Source organism: Anaeropeptidivorans aminofermentans (genome assembly GCF_940670685.1).
Lineage (GTDB): Bacteria > Bacillota > Clostridia > Lachnospirales > UBA5962 > Anaeropeptidivorans > Anaeropeptidivorans aminofermentans.
In genome coordinates this window covers 2,805,924-2,822,148 of sequence record NZ_OW711693.1, presented here as the reverse complement: position 1 = coordinate 2,822,148, position 16,225 = coordinate 2,805,924, and the positions used below count along the sequence as shown (strand labels likewise).

The window sequence follows — 16,225 nt, the reverse complement described above, 5'->3', positions numbered from 1 at the left end:
GAAACCTGTTTCTTAACCATAAAGGGGTACTTACTTAGTATAAAAAAGACATACTATAAACAGGATAAAAAGCATATTACAGGAGGATTGTCTTAGTGGAGCAAGAAAAAAGAAATATAGAAATAAGCAATAAAATCATTGGCAATGTGTTTGGAAGACTTGACGATAACATGAGAAAGATAGAAAAGGCCTTTTCTGTTAATATTGTAAACAGAGGGGACCATATGACCATTGTAGGCCAGAATTCAAGCGTTAATCAGGCCCAAAGAGTAATAGAAAAGCTTATGCGTATTGCGGAAAGCGGGGAAGAAATAACAGAACAAAGCGTTAATTACCTTATTGCTTTAAACGCTGATGAGGGCTTTGAAGAGGTAGAAAAAATAAATAAGGATTATATCTGTATGACCGTTACGGGAAGGCCGATAAAGCCTAAAACCCTTGGGCAGAAGAAATACGTCGACCTTATAAGAAAAAACAATGTTGTTTTCGGGGTAGGTCCTGCCGGTACAGGAAAGACTTATTTAGCCATGGCGATGGCAATCACCGCCTTTAAAAATAATGAGGTGTCAAGGATTATATTAACCCGCCCTGCCATTGAAGCAGGAGAGAAGCTCGGCTTTCTTCCCGGAGATTTGCAGCAAAAGGTAGACCCTTATTTAAGACCCCTTTACGATGCCCTCCATGAAATAATGGGAACCGAGACCTTTCAGAAAAATCTTGAAAAAGGGGCAATCGAAGTTGCACCTTTGGCATATATGAGGGGCAGGACATTAGACAATGCCTATATTGTATTGGATGAAGCCCAAAATACCACCCCTGAGCAGATGAAAATGTTTTTAACCAGAATTGGCTTTGGTTCTAAGGCTATTATAACAGGAGACTTGACTCAGATAGACCTTCCAGACGGTAAAAAAAGCGGTATCGTAGAAGCCATAAAAATTCTTACGGATATAGAGGGAATCGGCATCTCCCATTTAACCAATAAAGACGTTGTCCGTCACCCTCTTGTTCAAAAAATAATAGAAGCCTATGAAAAGCATGAAGAAAAAGCAAAAAAACGTGAAGCCTTGGAAATGAAGAAGGCTACAACCTATAAAAAAATAGGAAGAGGTATGAGAAGCAGGCGGGAATGAGGTGTATAAATGAAGAAACCAAAGATAGGAAATTACTTTAGATTTAATGCGCTGCTTTTAATAGCGGCTTCAGTGATTACAATAGCTTCCCTTATAACAGGGGGGTATATTACGGAAGGCTACGCTCTTAAAATAAATGATGTTTCCGATAAGAGAATAAAAGCCCCTAAACAGGTTGAAAATACCGTAGCTACTGAAAAACTCAGACAACATGCTTATGAAAGCGTAACTACAAGATATAAAGTTGACGCTGAAACAAATGAAAAAATAATAGAGGGGCTTTCGGAATTTTTTCAAGAAAGCGATTTGCTTCGCAAGAAAAGCGCCGAGATCTTTATTCCTGAAAGAAGCAATGGAGAGACTGGGGATACTTTGCCGGAAGAGGTTCCTTCTGCAGAGGCTGCGCCGGACGAAGAAATGCCACAAGCAAACACTGCCGGCTTAGATACGAAGAAACCTGCCGACACAAAAGAGCCGCCTGTATATGAAAACTCTTTCTTATTGGAATACCTTACCGTATCCCAAATAGAGTTTTTAATTAATATGGCCGATGATCAGTACAAGCCCTTTAAAGAAAACGCAACAAAGCTTGTAAATGAAGCCCTTGAAGCCGGGATAAAAGAAGAAGCCTTAACAAAGGCCCTTGTGGATTTAAAGGCAGAGTTTTCAAAGACCTATACCGAAGCCGATATTTCAGAGCTTGGCTATGACATTGCTTCGTCTTTTATTGCGCCTAATCTTTCAGAAGACTTAGAAGCGACGGAAAAATTAAGACAGGAAAAAATGAAGGAAATAGAGCCTGTTTATTATAGAAAAGGCCAAACCATCATAGACGACGGAGAAATTGTTTCGGAAGAAGCTTATGCGGCCCTTGATTCTCTGGGGCTTATTTCGAAAGGCTATAAGGAAAATATCGTTCCCATTATAGGTGCAGTTCTGCTAGTGATTTGCATCTTTGGCTTTTCTTGCCTATATATTTTCTATTATAATGAAAAGCTATATAAAAGCCCCAGTGAAGCCCTTCTTTTATTCGTTATTTATACGATTATCATACTTCTTGTAAGGCTTTCTTATAGCACCATTCCCCATGTGTTTTTGCCTGTTATAGCCTTTTCCATGCTTGTTTCAATGCTTCTTGATTCAAGGCTTGCAATTGTGCTTAATATAGGTGTTACAATACTTACTGTTTTAATTGCCAACGGAAGCCTTGAAATAGCCCTTTATTTTATAATATCAGGAACCTTCATGGCGATTCTTGCAAGGCATGCAAATCAGCGGAATATTATTTATTTTATAGGCCTCATCATATCCTTTGCAAGTGTTATGGTCTTTCTTTCCATAGGCCTTCTTACGGAAAGAAAGCTGGACAGCACCATTATTATCAATACAAGCTATGCGTTTTTAAACGGATTTATGACGGTTATCGTCTGCATGGGAAGCCTTCCATTCTGGGAAACAATGTTCGGCGTAGTAACGCCTATTAAGCTTCTTGACCTTACGAACCCGAATAATGAGCTTTTAAGGCGCCTTACCATAGAGGCCCCGGGAACCTACCATCATAGCCTTATTGTGGCAAACCTTGCGGAAACCGCGGCCTATGACATAAAGGCCGATACGAATATTGCAAGGGTCGGAGGCTATTACCATGATATAGGGAAACTAAAATATCCCCAATATTTCAGTGAAAACCAGCTGGGAGAAAATCCCCATGACGACCTTGACCCCTATAGCAGTGTTCAGATTATAACAAGCCATGTATCCATAGGTCTTGAAATGGCTGACGAAAGAAAGCTTCCTAAGGCAATAAAGGATATAATTGAAGAGCATCATGGAAATACTTTAGTTAAGTATTTTTATCATAAAGCAAAAAAAGAAGATGCCGATGAGGAAATAAACGAAGCGGATTTCCGCTATAAGCACAGAAGGCCTCAGACCAGAGAGTCAGCCATCATAATGCTTGCAGATACGGTAGAGGCGGCTGTACGCTCTATGATCAGCAAGTCCAAGAAGATGGAAGAAGTTGAAGAAATGGTCAGAAACCTCATAAAGGATAAGATTGACGATAATCAGCTTATTGACAGCCAATTAACTATGAAAGATATAGACACGGTTTCAAATTCATTTATGAGGGTTTTTAAGGGTATGTACCATGAAAGAATCCCTTACCCTAAAATGGAAACACCAAAGAAAGCAGTGCCTAAAGAAGAGGTAAGCTAAATGACTGCGGATTTTACAAATATAAGCGGCCTTCAATTAAAAGAAGGCCTTGAAGAAATCATAATGGAAATTATAGAAGCTTCCCTTAAATATGAGGGGATTTCGGAAGAAGCGGAAATTTCCGTTACCATAGTAAATGATTCTGATATAAGAAAGATAAACAATGCCCACAGGAATATAGACAGCGCTACAGATGTTCTTTCCTTTCCTATGATAGATTTTGAAAAAGGCGAAAAGCCGCCGGAAAAGGGCCTTTATATTCTTGGGGATATTATTATTTCTATTGAAACCGCAATAAAACAGGCGGAGGAATACGGTCATTCGATTGAGCGGGAAATAGGCTTTTTAACAGCCCACAGTATGCTTCATCTAATGGGATATGATCATATGGAGCCTTCTGAGGAAAGAGAAATGTTTAAAAAGCAAGAAGAAATATTAAATAGTGCGGGGCTGTTCAGATGAAAAATAAAAATCTCTCGGAAAGCTTCAAACATGCCTTTGAAGGCATAGTATATGCTATAAAAAAGGAACGAAATTTTAAAATTCATTTATGTGCTGCTTTAACTGTTGTTATTTTTTCTGTTATACTTAAAGTAAGTACTGAAGAAGCCCTTATCTTAAGCATAACCATTGCTCTTGTGCTTATGGCAGAGCTTTTTAACACGGCGATAGAGGCTGCCGTAGATCTTCTCTGCCAAAACAAAAAACACAGATTAGCTAAAATAGCCAAGGACTGTGCCGCGGGGGCCGTTTTAATAGCAGCAGTTAATTCAGTTATTGTAGGATATATGATATTTTTTCATAAGCTTTTAGCCTTTTTAGGCCTTTAGGAGGATTTGCCATGGCTGATTGGGATACCTTATACAAAGCATGCAATACCTGCGGAAGATGCGGGCTGGCGAAAACAAGGACAAACGTAGTCATAGGAGACGGAAATAAATCCGCCGACATTATGTTAATAGGAGAAGGCCCGGGATATAACGAGGATCAGCAGGGAATCCCTTTTGTAGGAAACGCAGGGCATCTTCTGGATAAAATGCTTTCCGCCATAGGCCTTACAAGAGAAGATGTGTACATAGCCAATATCGTCAAATGCCGTCCTCCTAATAACAGGGACCCGGAAAAATCCGAAAGAGAAGCTTGTATACCCTATTTAAGGTATCAGCTTCAGCTGGTGCGGCCCAAAATAATTGTTCTTTTAGGCAGAGTAGCTGCTCAGGCCATCATAAGCCCGGATTTTAAAATAACACAGCAAAGAGGACAGTGGTTTGAAAAAAAAGGCATTTATTTCATCGCTACTTACCACCCTTCGGCCCTTTTACGTGATGAAGATAAAAAGCGGCCGGCATGGGAGGATTTCAAACATATAAAATTAAAATATGAGAGCCTTAAAAAAGGCGTGTAGTTGGCTTTATATTATCGATTTAAATATAAGGAACTTAAAATTTTAAAAAGTTTTTAAGGTTCTAGTAAATTTCTTATAAAGAAATAACAAAAACCTATTCATTAAAGACTCAAAAGCACGGATTTCCTTCAGAGACAGTATATCTTGAGCTTACATGAATATACGGTTTTGTTACTGTTTAATTTTAAATTTACTATAAATGAGTACAGCTACTTATAAAAATCAGAAAAGAGGAAAAAATTGAGTAAATTTTATTCAGGATTCGTATCTATTGTAGGAAGACCCAATGTGGGAAAGTCTACCCTTTTGAACCATCTTACAGGAGAAAAGGTAGCCATCGTTTCGGACAAGCCCCAGACTACCCGCAATAAAATACAGACCATTATAACAAAAGATGATTTTCAGATTATATTTATTGATACCCCGGGCATTCATAAGCCCAAAAGCAAGCTGGGAGATTTTATGGTAAAATCTGCCGAAAATGCCCTTAACGAGGTAGACGTCGTTCTTTTTCTCATAGAGCCAGACGAAAGAGCAGGTTTGGGGGATAAATATATTATTGAAAAGCTTCAAAGAATAGATACCCCTGTTTTTTTAATTATAAATAAAATAGATACGGTGGAAAAGGGAGACCTTTTAGGGATCATTGACCATTACAGGAGCCTTTACGATTTTAATGAAATCATTCCCATCAGTGCTTTAAACGGAGAAAATACCAATAATCTGCTTGAAAGCATAAAAAAATATCTTCCCGAAGGGCCGAAATACTTTCCCGAGGATATGATTACAGACCAGCCGGAAAGGCAAATTTGCTCTGAAATCATAAGGGAAAAAATGCTCAGGCTTCTCGATGAGGAAATTCCCCATGGAATAGCCGTAGAAATCATGAGCATGAAAAAAAGAGAAGGCAAGTCCCTTGTGGATATAGAAGCTACCATTTACTGTGAAAAGGATAGCCATAAAGGCATCATCATAGGCAAAAAGGGCGCTATGCTTAAAAAAATAGGTACTCAGGCTAGACAGGATATAGAAAGGCTTCTCGGCTCCCCGGTGAATTTGCAGCTTTGGATTAAAGTGAAAAAAGACTGGAGAGACAGCGATTTTCTTTTAAAAAACTTCGGATATACCGACAGGATGTAAAAGAATATTATATCGGTTTTTTAATTTCCAAAATTTCATTAGTATAGAATTGAGTCTTATACAGAAAATATGTATGTTCAAAAATCTCTTTTGGAGGTACATAAATGGATAGAAATGCTTTATGGAATATGTTTAAAAAATCTGGAAGCATAGAGGCTTATCTTTTATATAAAGGAAATAGAAATACAACTTATAACGACGGTGAAACGGATAAAATAAATGAGGCAAAAAGCTAATGGGAGTTTCCAAGTTCAGAGGAATCATTATAAAAGAATCTGATGTGGGGGAAGCCGATAAAATCCTTACATTTTTTACCAAGGAATACGGCAAGCTCCACGTCAGAGCAAAAGGCGCAAGAAAAGCGAAAAGCAAATATATGGCAAGTTCCCAAATTTTTTCTTATGGGGACTTTGTTGTATTTACGGGAAATAATTTTAAATCCCTAACCCAGGCAGATATTATAGAAGGCTTTTATGATATCAGAACCGACTATGAAAAGCTTGCCTACGGAAGCGCCGTGCTTGAAATCGTGGATAAATCCACTTATGAAGAAAGTGAAAATCAGGAGATACTTCGCCTGATTCTCAGAACATTACAGAATTTAAATAAAAAGGATTCAGAGGGAAGGCTTATTTTCTCAGCATTTATTTTTAAATATCTCCAAATAAGCGGGTATACGCCGGAGCTTACATCATGCGTAGAATGCGGCGAAGAAATAGATTTAAACAATTTATATTTCGGAATAGAGGGCCTTTTATGCAAAAATTGCAGAAATAATTCAAGCCATTCCACAGCTGTAAATTATGCGGCAGTATATGCTTTAAATTACATAATAGATTCCGATATTAAAAATATGTACAATTTTAAGGCAGATAAAAATACCGTCGACAATCTTCGGAAAATGGCCGATATTTTTTTAGAGAACCTTGATTTAAACTTAAAAAGCTTAGAACTTTTGGAGAATATATAATCAATTAAAAAAATATGAAAGATATTTTATTAAAAATAATGACAGATGGCGCATATTTATTCTCCCATTAGGGAAATATGCGTAAAAATAACAGGCTTTAAGAGGATAATCGATTGAAATAGTCAAATTTAATTTATTTTTATAAATAAAAAGGGTTTTTGAAATCAATACGGTATTTATTTAATATAGGGCTTTTAACTATAAATTTCTTCTCAGGAGTTGAGGCTTATGAATTTAAGAGAATTAAGGGAAGAATATGAAAATACCCATTTAAGTGAATTTGCCGCAAAAAGCTCCGGGACCAAAGGACGGGCAAAGCCTCAGGAAAAGTGCGATATCCGCACGGAGTTCCAAAGGGATCGGGACCGTATTACCCATAGCAAGGCCTTTAGAAGGCTTATGCATAAAACCCAAGTGTTCATATCCCCAGAGGGTGATCATTATAGAACAAGGCTCACCCATACCCTTGAGGTTTCTCAAATTGCAAGGACCATTTCAAGGGCATTAAACCTGAACGAAGATTTAACAGAAGCCATTGCCTTAGGCCATGATTTAGGCCATACCCCCTTCGGACACACAGGAGAAGAGGCTCTGGACAAGCTTTGGCCGGAAGGATTCAGGCATAATGAGCAGAGTATACGGGTCTGTGAAAAAATCGAAAAAAATGGGGAGGGCCTGAATCTCACTTGGGAAGTTCTTGACGGCATACTGAACCACAGAGGGTGCTGCTCGCCTTCTACATTAGAAGGAAAAGTAGTACAGCTTTCTGATAAAATTGGGTACATAAACCATGATATTGATGATGCCATAAGGGCAGGTCAGCTGAGAGAAGAGGACCTTCCGGAAGAAAGCGTCAAAATATTGGGCAAAGGAAGCTCCGAAAGAATAAACTATCTTATACGTAACATTATAAGAGAAAGCACCGGTAAAAATGATATTATAATAAGCCCGGAAGCAAGAAAAGCCATGTATGGCTTAAGAGACTATATGTTTGAAACCGTATATACTTCTCAGCTTCAAATGAAAGAAAGGCGAAAAATAGCAAGGATTTTAAACGAGCTTTATAATTATTTCAAAGAGGACGAGAACCGTCTTACAGAGGAATTTAAAAACATTATTGTTAAGGGGGAAACTTTAGAAAGAGCAGCCCTTGATTATGTTGCCTGTATGACAGACCGATATGCAATAAAGCAGTATACGAATATATTTATGCCGTCCTCCTGGAATGTTTATTGATTTTATAAATATATATCTAAAATTCTGCAAACTTTTTTAAAAGAATATTTGTCAGATAAAAGAAGGGTTTATTCTATAAAGTTGTAATAAATTTCTCATAAAGAAATAACAAAGCCTATTTGCTAAAGAATAAAACATGGATTTGTTTATATAAATCCTGCTCCGACGCTTTCTAAGCTTACAGGGTATCGTTGAATCATACGCCTGTCTGCTAAGTTTGTGCCTTTATACTAGGGCGTGCCTGAAAACACCAAACTCTAGGCTATTTTGCCATAAAAACGTGACTTCCTCATCGAAAATACTCGAAATAGCACCGCTATTTCTGCGTTTTTCTCTTCGAATTCACATTTTCTTGCAAACAATATTTTTTCAGTTTACAAGCTGAAAAATGTATTTCTGCTGTAAAATGATAAATAAACTTTAGTTTATTTATCATTCTTGTCGGTTTGACTGTTTTCAGACACTGCCTACTAAAAATATGGATTTTTAAAGGAAACATGGTAAATATAGCTCTTCTAAAACATATTTTTGAGTCTATGGGAATATTGGGCTTTGTTACGGTTTAACTTTAAACTTACTATACTTTTTCGGGAATAAGAGATTTTGAATTGGGGTCATTTTTATGTATTACCCGCAGGAATTAATTGAACAAATACGTCTTGAAAACGATATTGTGGATGTCGTATCCCAGTATTTAGCGCTTAATAAAAAGGGAAATTCATATTTCAGCCTTTGCCCCTTTCATAATGAATCTACGCCGTCTTTCAGTGTTTCGCCGGATAAGCAGCTTTATTACTGTTTTGGCTGCGGGGCATCGGGAAACGTCATAAGCTTTATTATGGCAAAAGAAAATTACGATTTTCAAACGGCCTTAAAATTCCTTGCCGACAGGGCCCATATTACGCTCCCCGAACAGGGAGACGTTTATCAGGCCTCTAAAAATGAGGCGCTTAAATCTGAGCTTTATGAGATACATAAGCATGCGGCAAGGTATTATTATGACTGCCTTAAATCGGATTTAGGAGAGGCTGCCAGAAGCTATCTCGATAAAAGAAGCATTTATCCTAAAACGAGAATAAAATTCGGCCTGGGTTATTCCCCGGAAAAATGGGACGGCCTTTACGAATTTCTTCTTGGGCAGGGTTATGATATAGATCTGCTTTTAAAAAGCGGGCTTATACTTAGAAACAAAAAAGGGGGCTATTACGACAGATTTAGAAACAGGCTTATGTTCCCTATTCTTGACATCATGGGAAGAGTCGTTGGCTTTGGCGGAAGGGTTTTGGGAGAAGGCGGTCCCAAATATTTAAATTCGCCGGAAACATTAATTTTTGAAAAAAGTAGAAACCTTTATTCGCTGAATTTCGCCAAAGGAAATAAAGAGCTTATCCTTGTGGAAGGCTATATGGACGTTATAAGCCTCTACCAAAAGGGCTTTACCAATGCCGTTGCCGCTTTAGGAACAGCCTTTAACGAAAGCCACGCTAAAATTTTAAATAAATATGCCAAAGGCGTCATCGTTCTCTTCGATAGTGATGAGGCCGGTGAAGCGGCAGTTTTAAGAGCGCTTCAATTTATCCTTAAAACAGGTATGGGCGTTAAGATTTTACAGCTTAAAGGAGCAAAAGACCCGGACGAATTCATAAACAAATATGGGCCGGAAGCCTTCGGCAAAGCGGCTCAGGAGGCATTGAGCCATATTGCTTTTAATATCAGCGTTCTTCAAAAGAAATATGATTTAAATATCAGCGAAGAAAAAATCAGCTTTACCAAGGAAGTTTCAAAAATGCTTTCGGGCCTTTCATCCCCTGTGGAAAGGGCCGTATATATAAAAGAGGCAGAAAGACTTACAGGCATTTCCGAATCCGCCATAAAAGCAGAAATAGAAGGCATTGAAAATGCTGCCTTTAAAACCTTAAATACCCAGCGAAAGGAAAATTATAATTATATAAAAAAAGGAACGCTTTCAGAAAAGGGTATAGTGGAGGCTAAAAAGGGTATTATTGCAATTGTTTCTGAAAGAAGAGAGCTGTGGGAGATTATTAAATTAAGGCTTCGGCCGGAAGAAATGGGAGGCGGTGTTTATGAGGATATTCTCAGAAAGGTTTATATGCTCCATGAGGAAAATAAGCCCATAAATCCGGCGGACCTTGTAAGCCTTTATCAGGAGCCTTCGGAACAAAAGATGGTTTCCGATATATTTACGACGACAATAGCGCAAAATGACTTGTCGGGTCTTGAAACAGCCCTTAACGATCAGCTTAAACTTATAAAGAGAAATTACATAGAAAACAAAATGAACATTACAGATGATGTAAAAGAGCTGCAGCTTTTGATGGAAGAAAAAAGAAATATTGAAAGCTTGAATATTACATTAAAAGATAGTTAATCATATATATGCCCGAATATAGCACTCTAAAAGGGTTTGCAGCTTTTTACACGGGCAGAAGAAGAAAGGAAGTTTTGTCTTGAAATCCATTGAAGATAGTGTGTTTTTAAATAGGCTCAAGGAACTGATTAATCTTGGGAAAAAGAAAAAAGGTGTCCTTGAATATAAGGAGATAATGGATTTTTTCGGGGATATAGACCTTGACCCCGACCAGATTGATAAAATATACGAATATTTAGAAACACAGGGAATAGATGTCCTCGGTGCCATCGAAATAGAAGATGATAACGAGAAGGATTTAGACCTTTCCACGGTTGAGGCAAATATAAATATTGATGACCATGTCAGAATGTATCTTAAGGAAATCGGCAAGGTACCCCTTCTTTCGGCAGAAGAGGAAATCGAGCTTGCAAAGCGCATGGAAGAAGGCGATGAAGAGGCGAAAAAGCGTCTTTCTGAGGCCAATCTTCGTTTGGTTGTAAGCATTGCCAAAAGATACGTAGGCAGAGGTATGCTCTTTTTAGACCTTATTCAGGAAGGAAACTTAGGTCTTATTAAAGCTGTGGAAAAGTTCGACTACAGCAAAGGCTATAAGTTCAGCACATACGCCACATGGTGGATTCGCCAGGCCATAACAAGGGCTATTGCCGATCAGGCAAGGACCATAAGAATCCCTGTCCATATGGTTGAAACTATAAATAAGCTTATCAGGGTATCAAGACAGCTTCTTCAAGAATTGGGAAGAGACCCTCTTCCAGACGAGCTTGCAAGAGAAATGCAAATGCCTGTGGAAAAGGTAAGGGAAATCATGAAAATAGCTCAGGAGCCTGTTTCTCTTGAAACACCTATCGGAGAAGAAGAAGACAGCCACCTTGGAGACTTTATACCGGATGACGATATGCCGGCGCCTTCCGATGCTGCTGCATTTGCCCTTTTAAAGGAACAGCTTATGGAGGTTCTAGACACTCTTACAGATAGAGAGGAAAAGGTTTTAAGGCTTCGCTTTGGCCTTGACGACGGAAGGGCAAGAACGCTTGAAGAAGTAGGCAAGGAATTTAACGTAACAAGAGAACGAATCAGGCAGATAGAGGCAAAGGCCTTAAGAAAATTAAGGCACCCCAGCAGAAGCAAAAAGCTCAAAGACTATCTGGAATAAATAAAGTTTAGGTTTGTTTTATAAATTTAAACCGTCACTTCCTAAGTTCACAGGGCATAGCTGAACCCTGTCTGCCCTTTTCTCTAAGGTCGTGCATTTTATATTAATAAAAGGACTGTTGCCGGCAACAGTCCTTTTATACTAGAATTAAATTAAAAAGGTAGCATTGTCAATTTACTTTTCTCTTATTTTATGCCCTCTATATCCAAATACTGATAGCAGTTTAAAGTAAATTTCCTATAAAGGAGTAGCAAAAGCCTATTCCCATCAGGCTCAAAAACACGGATTTCCTTCGGAAACGGTATATTTTTAAGCCTGTGTGAATATACGGCTTTGCTACTGTTTAACTTTAAATTTACTATAAAAGCAAATTGACTATACATAAGGTGAATTTATGGATTTTTCAAAGAGAATAAAAGAAATTGCAGATTTAATAGAATATAGAACCATTGTAGACATAGGGACAGACCATTGCTACATACCCATATTGGCATTTAAAAACGGAAAGATTGATAAGGCCGTTGCGGCCGATATCAATAAGGGCCCTCTTTTAACGGCGCAAAATAATGTGAATAAAGAAGGCCTTTCGGAAAAAATAGAGCTTCGCCTTTCAGACGGGCTTTCAAAAATCAATAAGGGCGACGGAGAAACCCTTATTATTGCAGGTATGGGGGGCCTTTTAATAATCGAAATTCTGGAAAAGGCAAAAGAGCTGATTCCTTCTTTTCAGCAGATTATTTTACAGCCCCAGTCAGATATTGACAAAGTCCGTAAATTTCTCCATGACAAATGTCTTCAAATTTATGACGAAAGGCTTTTATTTGACACCGGGAAATATTATAATATTATTGACTGCAGAGCGGGAAAAGAAGACAATTATACGGAAAAAGAGTATATATTTGGAAAGAAGCTCATAGAAAAAAAAGATAAAGATTTTATGGCATATTTAAGCCGTGAAATTTTAAAATATGAAAAAATTGCCCTTCAAATATCTGAGAATACGACCATTGAGAATCAGGAAAGGGTGAAGGAGATCAATGAATATATAAAGGCTTGTAAGGAGTTGATGGATAATCATGGAAGTTAAAGTTAACAACATTATTAGTTATATGGAGGAGCTTGCCCCGGTAAGCATGGCCGAGGAGTGGGATAATTCCGGCTTCTTAATAGGAAACAGAGATGGCTTTACAGACGCCATAGTGCTTTCCTTGGATTTTAACGAGGCTTCTATAGAAAAGGCTATAAAAGTAGGCGCAAAGCTTATTATTACCCACCACCCTGTGTTTTTACAGCCTTTAAAGTCTATAAACACAGACGATGCCCTCGGCAGAAGGATTATCAGGGCAATTGAAAACGGTATAAGTGTATATTCCGCCCATACAAATCTTGATTATGCCAAAGGCGGAACCAATGATGAGCTCTTCAGAATCCTTGAGCTTACAAATAAAATAGGTTTTGTTCCTTCAGCTAAAAATCCCGATATTGCCATGGGAAGAATAGGGAATCTTCCTTATGAAATGAGCCTTGAAGATTTTTCAGCCTATATAGGCCAGAAGCTCGAAACAAATCTTATAAGATATACGGGAGACGGCAGTAAAATTATAAGAAAGATTGCCCTCTGTACAGGTGCAGGCGCAGGGAATGTATTTTTTTATACAGCAATAGAAAAGGGCTGTGACGCCTATCTTACCTCTGATATAAAATACCATCAGGCTCTTGATGCCCTTGATATGGGTCTTCCTTTAATAGACGCAACCCATTATGCAACAGAAGTAATCGTATCCAAAAGCTTGAAAAAATATCTTGAGGGCATGTTTCTAAAAGATAATATTGATTTGAAAATTTATGAGCTTGAAGAAAATCTTCAGCCGTTTAAAATATCCAGACAGGGAGGCTAAGATATGATAGAGTATGTTAATGTTAGTATAGCGGGGAATCAAGCTATAAAGGTCAAAAAAGGAACAAGGCTTTCGGAGCTTGTGGAGAAATACGCTTCCGATAATGAATACCCCGTGCTTCTTTCCAAGGTAAACAATCAGCTTTCTGAGCTTAGCAAGGAGATTAAGGAAGACAGCAGTATCGAATTTCTTGATATTAAAGATGCAAACGGCTATAGAACTTATCAAAGAAGCGTAGCGCTTTTAATGATTTTTGCCGCTAAAGAAATCCTCGGTAAAAAGACAAGAGTCGTAGTGGAGCATTCTATCAATAAAAACCATTACTGTGAATTTCCTGAGCTTGAAGAAGAAATTACAGACGAGCTTCTTAAACAAATCGAAGATAGAATGAAAAAGGCCGTAGAAGAAAATATGGTGATAGAAAAGCTTTCTCTTTCCATAGAAGAAGGGGCCGCCGTAGCAGAGGAAATGGGGCTTCATGATAAAGCCCATATTTTACAGTACAGAAGAACTTCAAATGTGAACTTCTATAGAATCGGCTGGTTTTACGATTATTTCTACGGGCAGATGACTGTAAATACAGGCTGCCTTAATAAGTTTAAGCTTGTGAAAGAATTAAACGGCTTTTTAATCGTATTTCCCAACCCCCAATGCCCTGAGGAGTTTAACGAATTTACTAACCGGGAAAAAATATCAAAGGTATTTATAGAGTCCTCCAAATGGGGGAAGATTCTGAAAGTAGATACGGTAGGCGCTTTAAACGATATTATCTGTAACGACGGATTGAAAGATATTATCAGAATAAGCGAAGGCCTTCATGAAAAAAAGATTGCAAGCTTTGCAGATATGATTTATGAAAACCATAAAAAGATTGTATTAATTGCAGGGCCTTCTTCCTCAGGAAAAACCACCTTTGCCAATAGGCTCTCCGTTCAGCTGAAAGTAAGCGGTTTGAACCCCAGGGTAATTTCCCTTGACGATTATTATTTAAATAGAGACGAAGCCCCTCTTGACGAATTTGGAAAGCCGGACTTTGAAGCTTTAGAGTCCATCGACGTAAATGCCTTTAATGAGGATATAGAGCGCCTTGTTGAAGGAAAGGAAATAAGCCTTCCGACATTTAATTTTGCAACTGGCCTAAGAGAGTATAAGGGCAATTATCTTAAGCTTTCGGATAATGATATTCTCGTTATCGAAGGGATACACGGCCTTAATGACAAAATAGCTTCTACGGTTTCGGAAGAATGGAAGTTCCGTATTTTTATATCGGCTCTTACCCAGCTTAATATTGACGACCATAACAGAATCCCTACATCTGACACAAGGCTTATCAGAAGAATTGTAAGAGACCATTTCCACAGGGGCTTCAGTGCCCTTACGACCATTGATATGTGGCCTTCTGTAGTTCGGGGCGAAGGCAGGCATATTTTCCCATATCAGGAAAAGGCCGATGCCATGTTTAATTCAGCCCTTGTATATGAAATGTGTGTATTGAAGCAATATGCCGAGCCTCTGCTTTTTAAAATAGATAAGAAAATGCCCCAGTATACCGAAGCAAGGAGAATTTTAAAATTCCTCGACAGCTTCCTCGGGGTGGGCAGTGAGAATATACCTCCGAATTCTATTTTAAGAGAGTTCGTAGGAGGCAGCGCTTTCGAAAAATGATAAAAATAACAGAACATATGGAAGAAGCAAGGCTTTTTATAAGCCTTGCTTTCAGTATAAAAGAGATTGGCTCGGGATTTTTCAAATGCTATAAAAGAATTAAAAAGTTTTTTAGTGATATAAAAAATGTTCTTGGTAAATTAAGACCTTTACTATATCCTGTTTTGGCGCTTTTTGTCCTATGCATTGTTTCTTTTGTGTGCAGCATGAGATTCCTTAAAGTGAAAAAAGTAAAAATCCATGCGGAAAACGCCCCTCCAGAGCTTAATAAGCTTAGAATGCTTCATATTTCAGATATACATAATGCATCTGAAAAAAATATAACCCTCGATATTTGGAAGAGTATAGAGAAAGAAACCTTTGATATAGCCTTTATCACAGGGGATATGACGGTTTCAGATTTTAAGCAGATGCTTCCTTTAAAAGAAAGCCTTGAGGAACTTGCTGAAAGGGTCCCCGTATTTTTCGTCGACGGAAACCATGAGGTGTTTTCTTATGAGGAAACGCGAAAATTCCTTGAAGAAATTAATATCCGTGTTCTTGAAAATGAAAAAATTACAATTGATATGAACGGCGGCGAGCTTGAAATCATTGGTTTAAGAGATTATGCAACCCTTAAATCTCAAAACTTTAAGCCTTTTTATGAAGTATTTGAGAAGGAAGAAAAAGAAGGCTTTAGAATCGTTTTAGAGCATCAGCCCCAGATTATAGAGATGCTTTCGGATTATGATAATCTTCTTGTCCTTTCGGGGCATACCCACGGAGGGCAAATAAGGCTTCCTTTTATGAAAACGATTTATGCCCCAAACCAGGGATTTTTTCCCAAATGGGGAGACGGTCTTTATGAATCCGGCAAAAATATGCTATACATATCGAGGGGAATAGGGACAACCATATTTCCTATACGATTTTTTAACCGTCCCGAAATTGCTATTATAGAAATTGAGGTTTAACAGTATTTACAAGCTCTGAATATAGCCTAAAATAGCTTTTAGGCAGTAACAAAAGTCTATTTT

General features: G+C 38.0%; 15 protein-coding genes. All 15 read left to right on the top strand.

What is annotated here, in order from left to right; genetic code table 11:
* Positions 1–95: 95 nt before the first annotated feature.
* Positions 96–1,133 (top strand): PhoH family protein, encoded by a 1,038-nt coding sequence (locus tag NBX03_RS11875; protein ID WP_250227988.1) that lies wholly within the window; start codon positions 96–98, stop codon positions 1,131–1,133.
* Between the two features lie 9 nt (positions 1,134–1,142).
* Positions 1,143–3,350 carry an HD family phosphohydrolase gene (locus NBX03_RS11870; RefSeq protein WP_250227987.1) on the top strand — a complete coding sequence of 736 codons (2,208 nt, stop codon included), beginning with the start codon at positions 1,143–1,145 and terminating at the stop codon, positions 3,348–3,350.
* Entirely contained in the window at positions 3,351–3,812 is a 462-nt protein-coding gene (gene ybeY / locus NBX03_RS11865) for an rRNA maturation RNase YbeY (RefSeq protein WP_250227986.1), read from the top strand.
* Complete coding sequence (locus NBX03_RS11860) at positions 3,809–4,180, top strand: diacylglycerol kinase family protein (protein WP_250227985.1); 372 nt, start codon at positions 3,809–3,811, stop codon at positions 4,178–4,180. The genes ybeY and NBX03_RS11860 overlap by 4 nt, the downstream gene beginning before the upstream one ends.
* An 11-nt stretch (positions 4,181–4,191) precedes the next feature.
* Positions 4,192–4,755, top strand: a complete 564-nt coding sequence (locus tag NBX03_RS11855; protein WP_250227984.1) for a uracil-DNA glycosylase — start codon at positions 4,192–4,194, stop codon at positions 4,753–4,755.
* Between the two features lie 240 nt (positions 4,756–4,995).
* Positions 4,996–5,895, top strand: a complete 900-nt coding sequence (gene era, locus NBX03_RS11850) for a GTPase Era (protein ID WP_250227983.1) — start codon at positions 4,996–4,998, stop codon at positions 5,893–5,895.
* Between the two features lie 104 nt (positions 5,896–5,999).
* On the top strand, positions 6,000–6,131 hold the full coding sequence (locus NBX03_RS11845) for a YqzL family protein (RefSeq protein WP_250227982.1): 132 nt from the start codon (positions 6,000–6,002) through the stop codon (positions 6,129–6,131).
* Entirely contained in the window at positions 6,131–6,865 is a 735-nt protein-coding gene (gene recO / locus NBX03_RS11840) for a DNA repair protein RecO (protein ID WP_250227981.1), read from the top strand. Before NBX03_RS11845 ends, recO begins: the two co-directional genes overlap by 1 nt.
* A 228-nt stretch (positions 6,866–7,093) precedes the next feature.
* The gene (locus tag NBX03_RS11835) at positions 7,094–8,101 is read left to right on the top strand and encodes a deoxyguanosinetriphosphate triphosphohydrolase (protein WP_250227980.1); all 1,008 of its coding nucleotides are present in this window, start codon (positions 7,094–7,096) and stop codon (positions 8,099–8,101) included.
* Between the two features lie 622 nt (positions 8,102–8,723).
* The gene (dnaG, locus tag NBX03_RS11830) at positions 8,724–10,490 is read left to right on the top strand and encodes a DNA primase (protein WP_250227979.1); all 1,767 of its coding nucleotides are present in this window, start codon (positions 8,724–8,726) and stop codon (positions 10,488–10,490) included.
* A 79-nt stretch (positions 10,491–10,569) separates the two neighbouring features.
* Complete coding sequence (rpoD, locus tag NBX03_RS11825) at positions 10,570–11,646, top strand: RNA polymerase sigma factor RpoD (protein ID WP_250227978.1); 1,077 nt, start codon at positions 10,570–10,572, stop codon at positions 11,644–11,646.
* Between the two features lie 394 nt (positions 11,647–12,040).
* The gene (locus NBX03_RS11820; RefSeq protein WP_250227977.1) at positions 12,041–12,733 is read left to right on the top strand and encodes a tRNA (adenine(22)-N(1))-methyltransferase; all 693 of its coding nucleotides are present in this window, start codon (positions 12,041–12,043) and stop codon (positions 12,731–12,733) included.
* Positions 12,723–13,544, top strand: a complete 822-nt coding sequence (locus NBX03_RS11815) for a Nif3-like dinuclear metal center hexameric protein (protein WP_250227976.1) — start codon at positions 12,723–12,725, stop codon at positions 13,542–13,544. The genes NBX03_RS11820 and NBX03_RS11815 overlap by 11 nt, the downstream gene beginning before the upstream one ends.
* Positions 13,545–13,547: 3 nt before the next feature.
* Positions 13,548–15,209: a nucleoside kinase gene (locus tag NBX03_RS11810; RefSeq protein WP_250227975.1), complete on the top strand. Its 1,662-nt coding sequence runs from the start codon at positions 13,548–13,550 to the stop codon at positions 15,207–15,209.
* Positions 15,206–16,162 carry a metallophosphoesterase gene (locus NBX03_RS11805; protein ID WP_250227974.1) on the top strand — a complete coding sequence of 319 codons (957 nt, stop codon included), beginning with the start codon at positions 15,206–15,208 and terminating at the stop codon, positions 16,160–16,162. Before NBX03_RS11810 ends, NBX03_RS11805 begins: the two co-directional genes overlap by 4 nt.
* Positions 16,163–16,225: the final 63 nt, after the last annotated feature.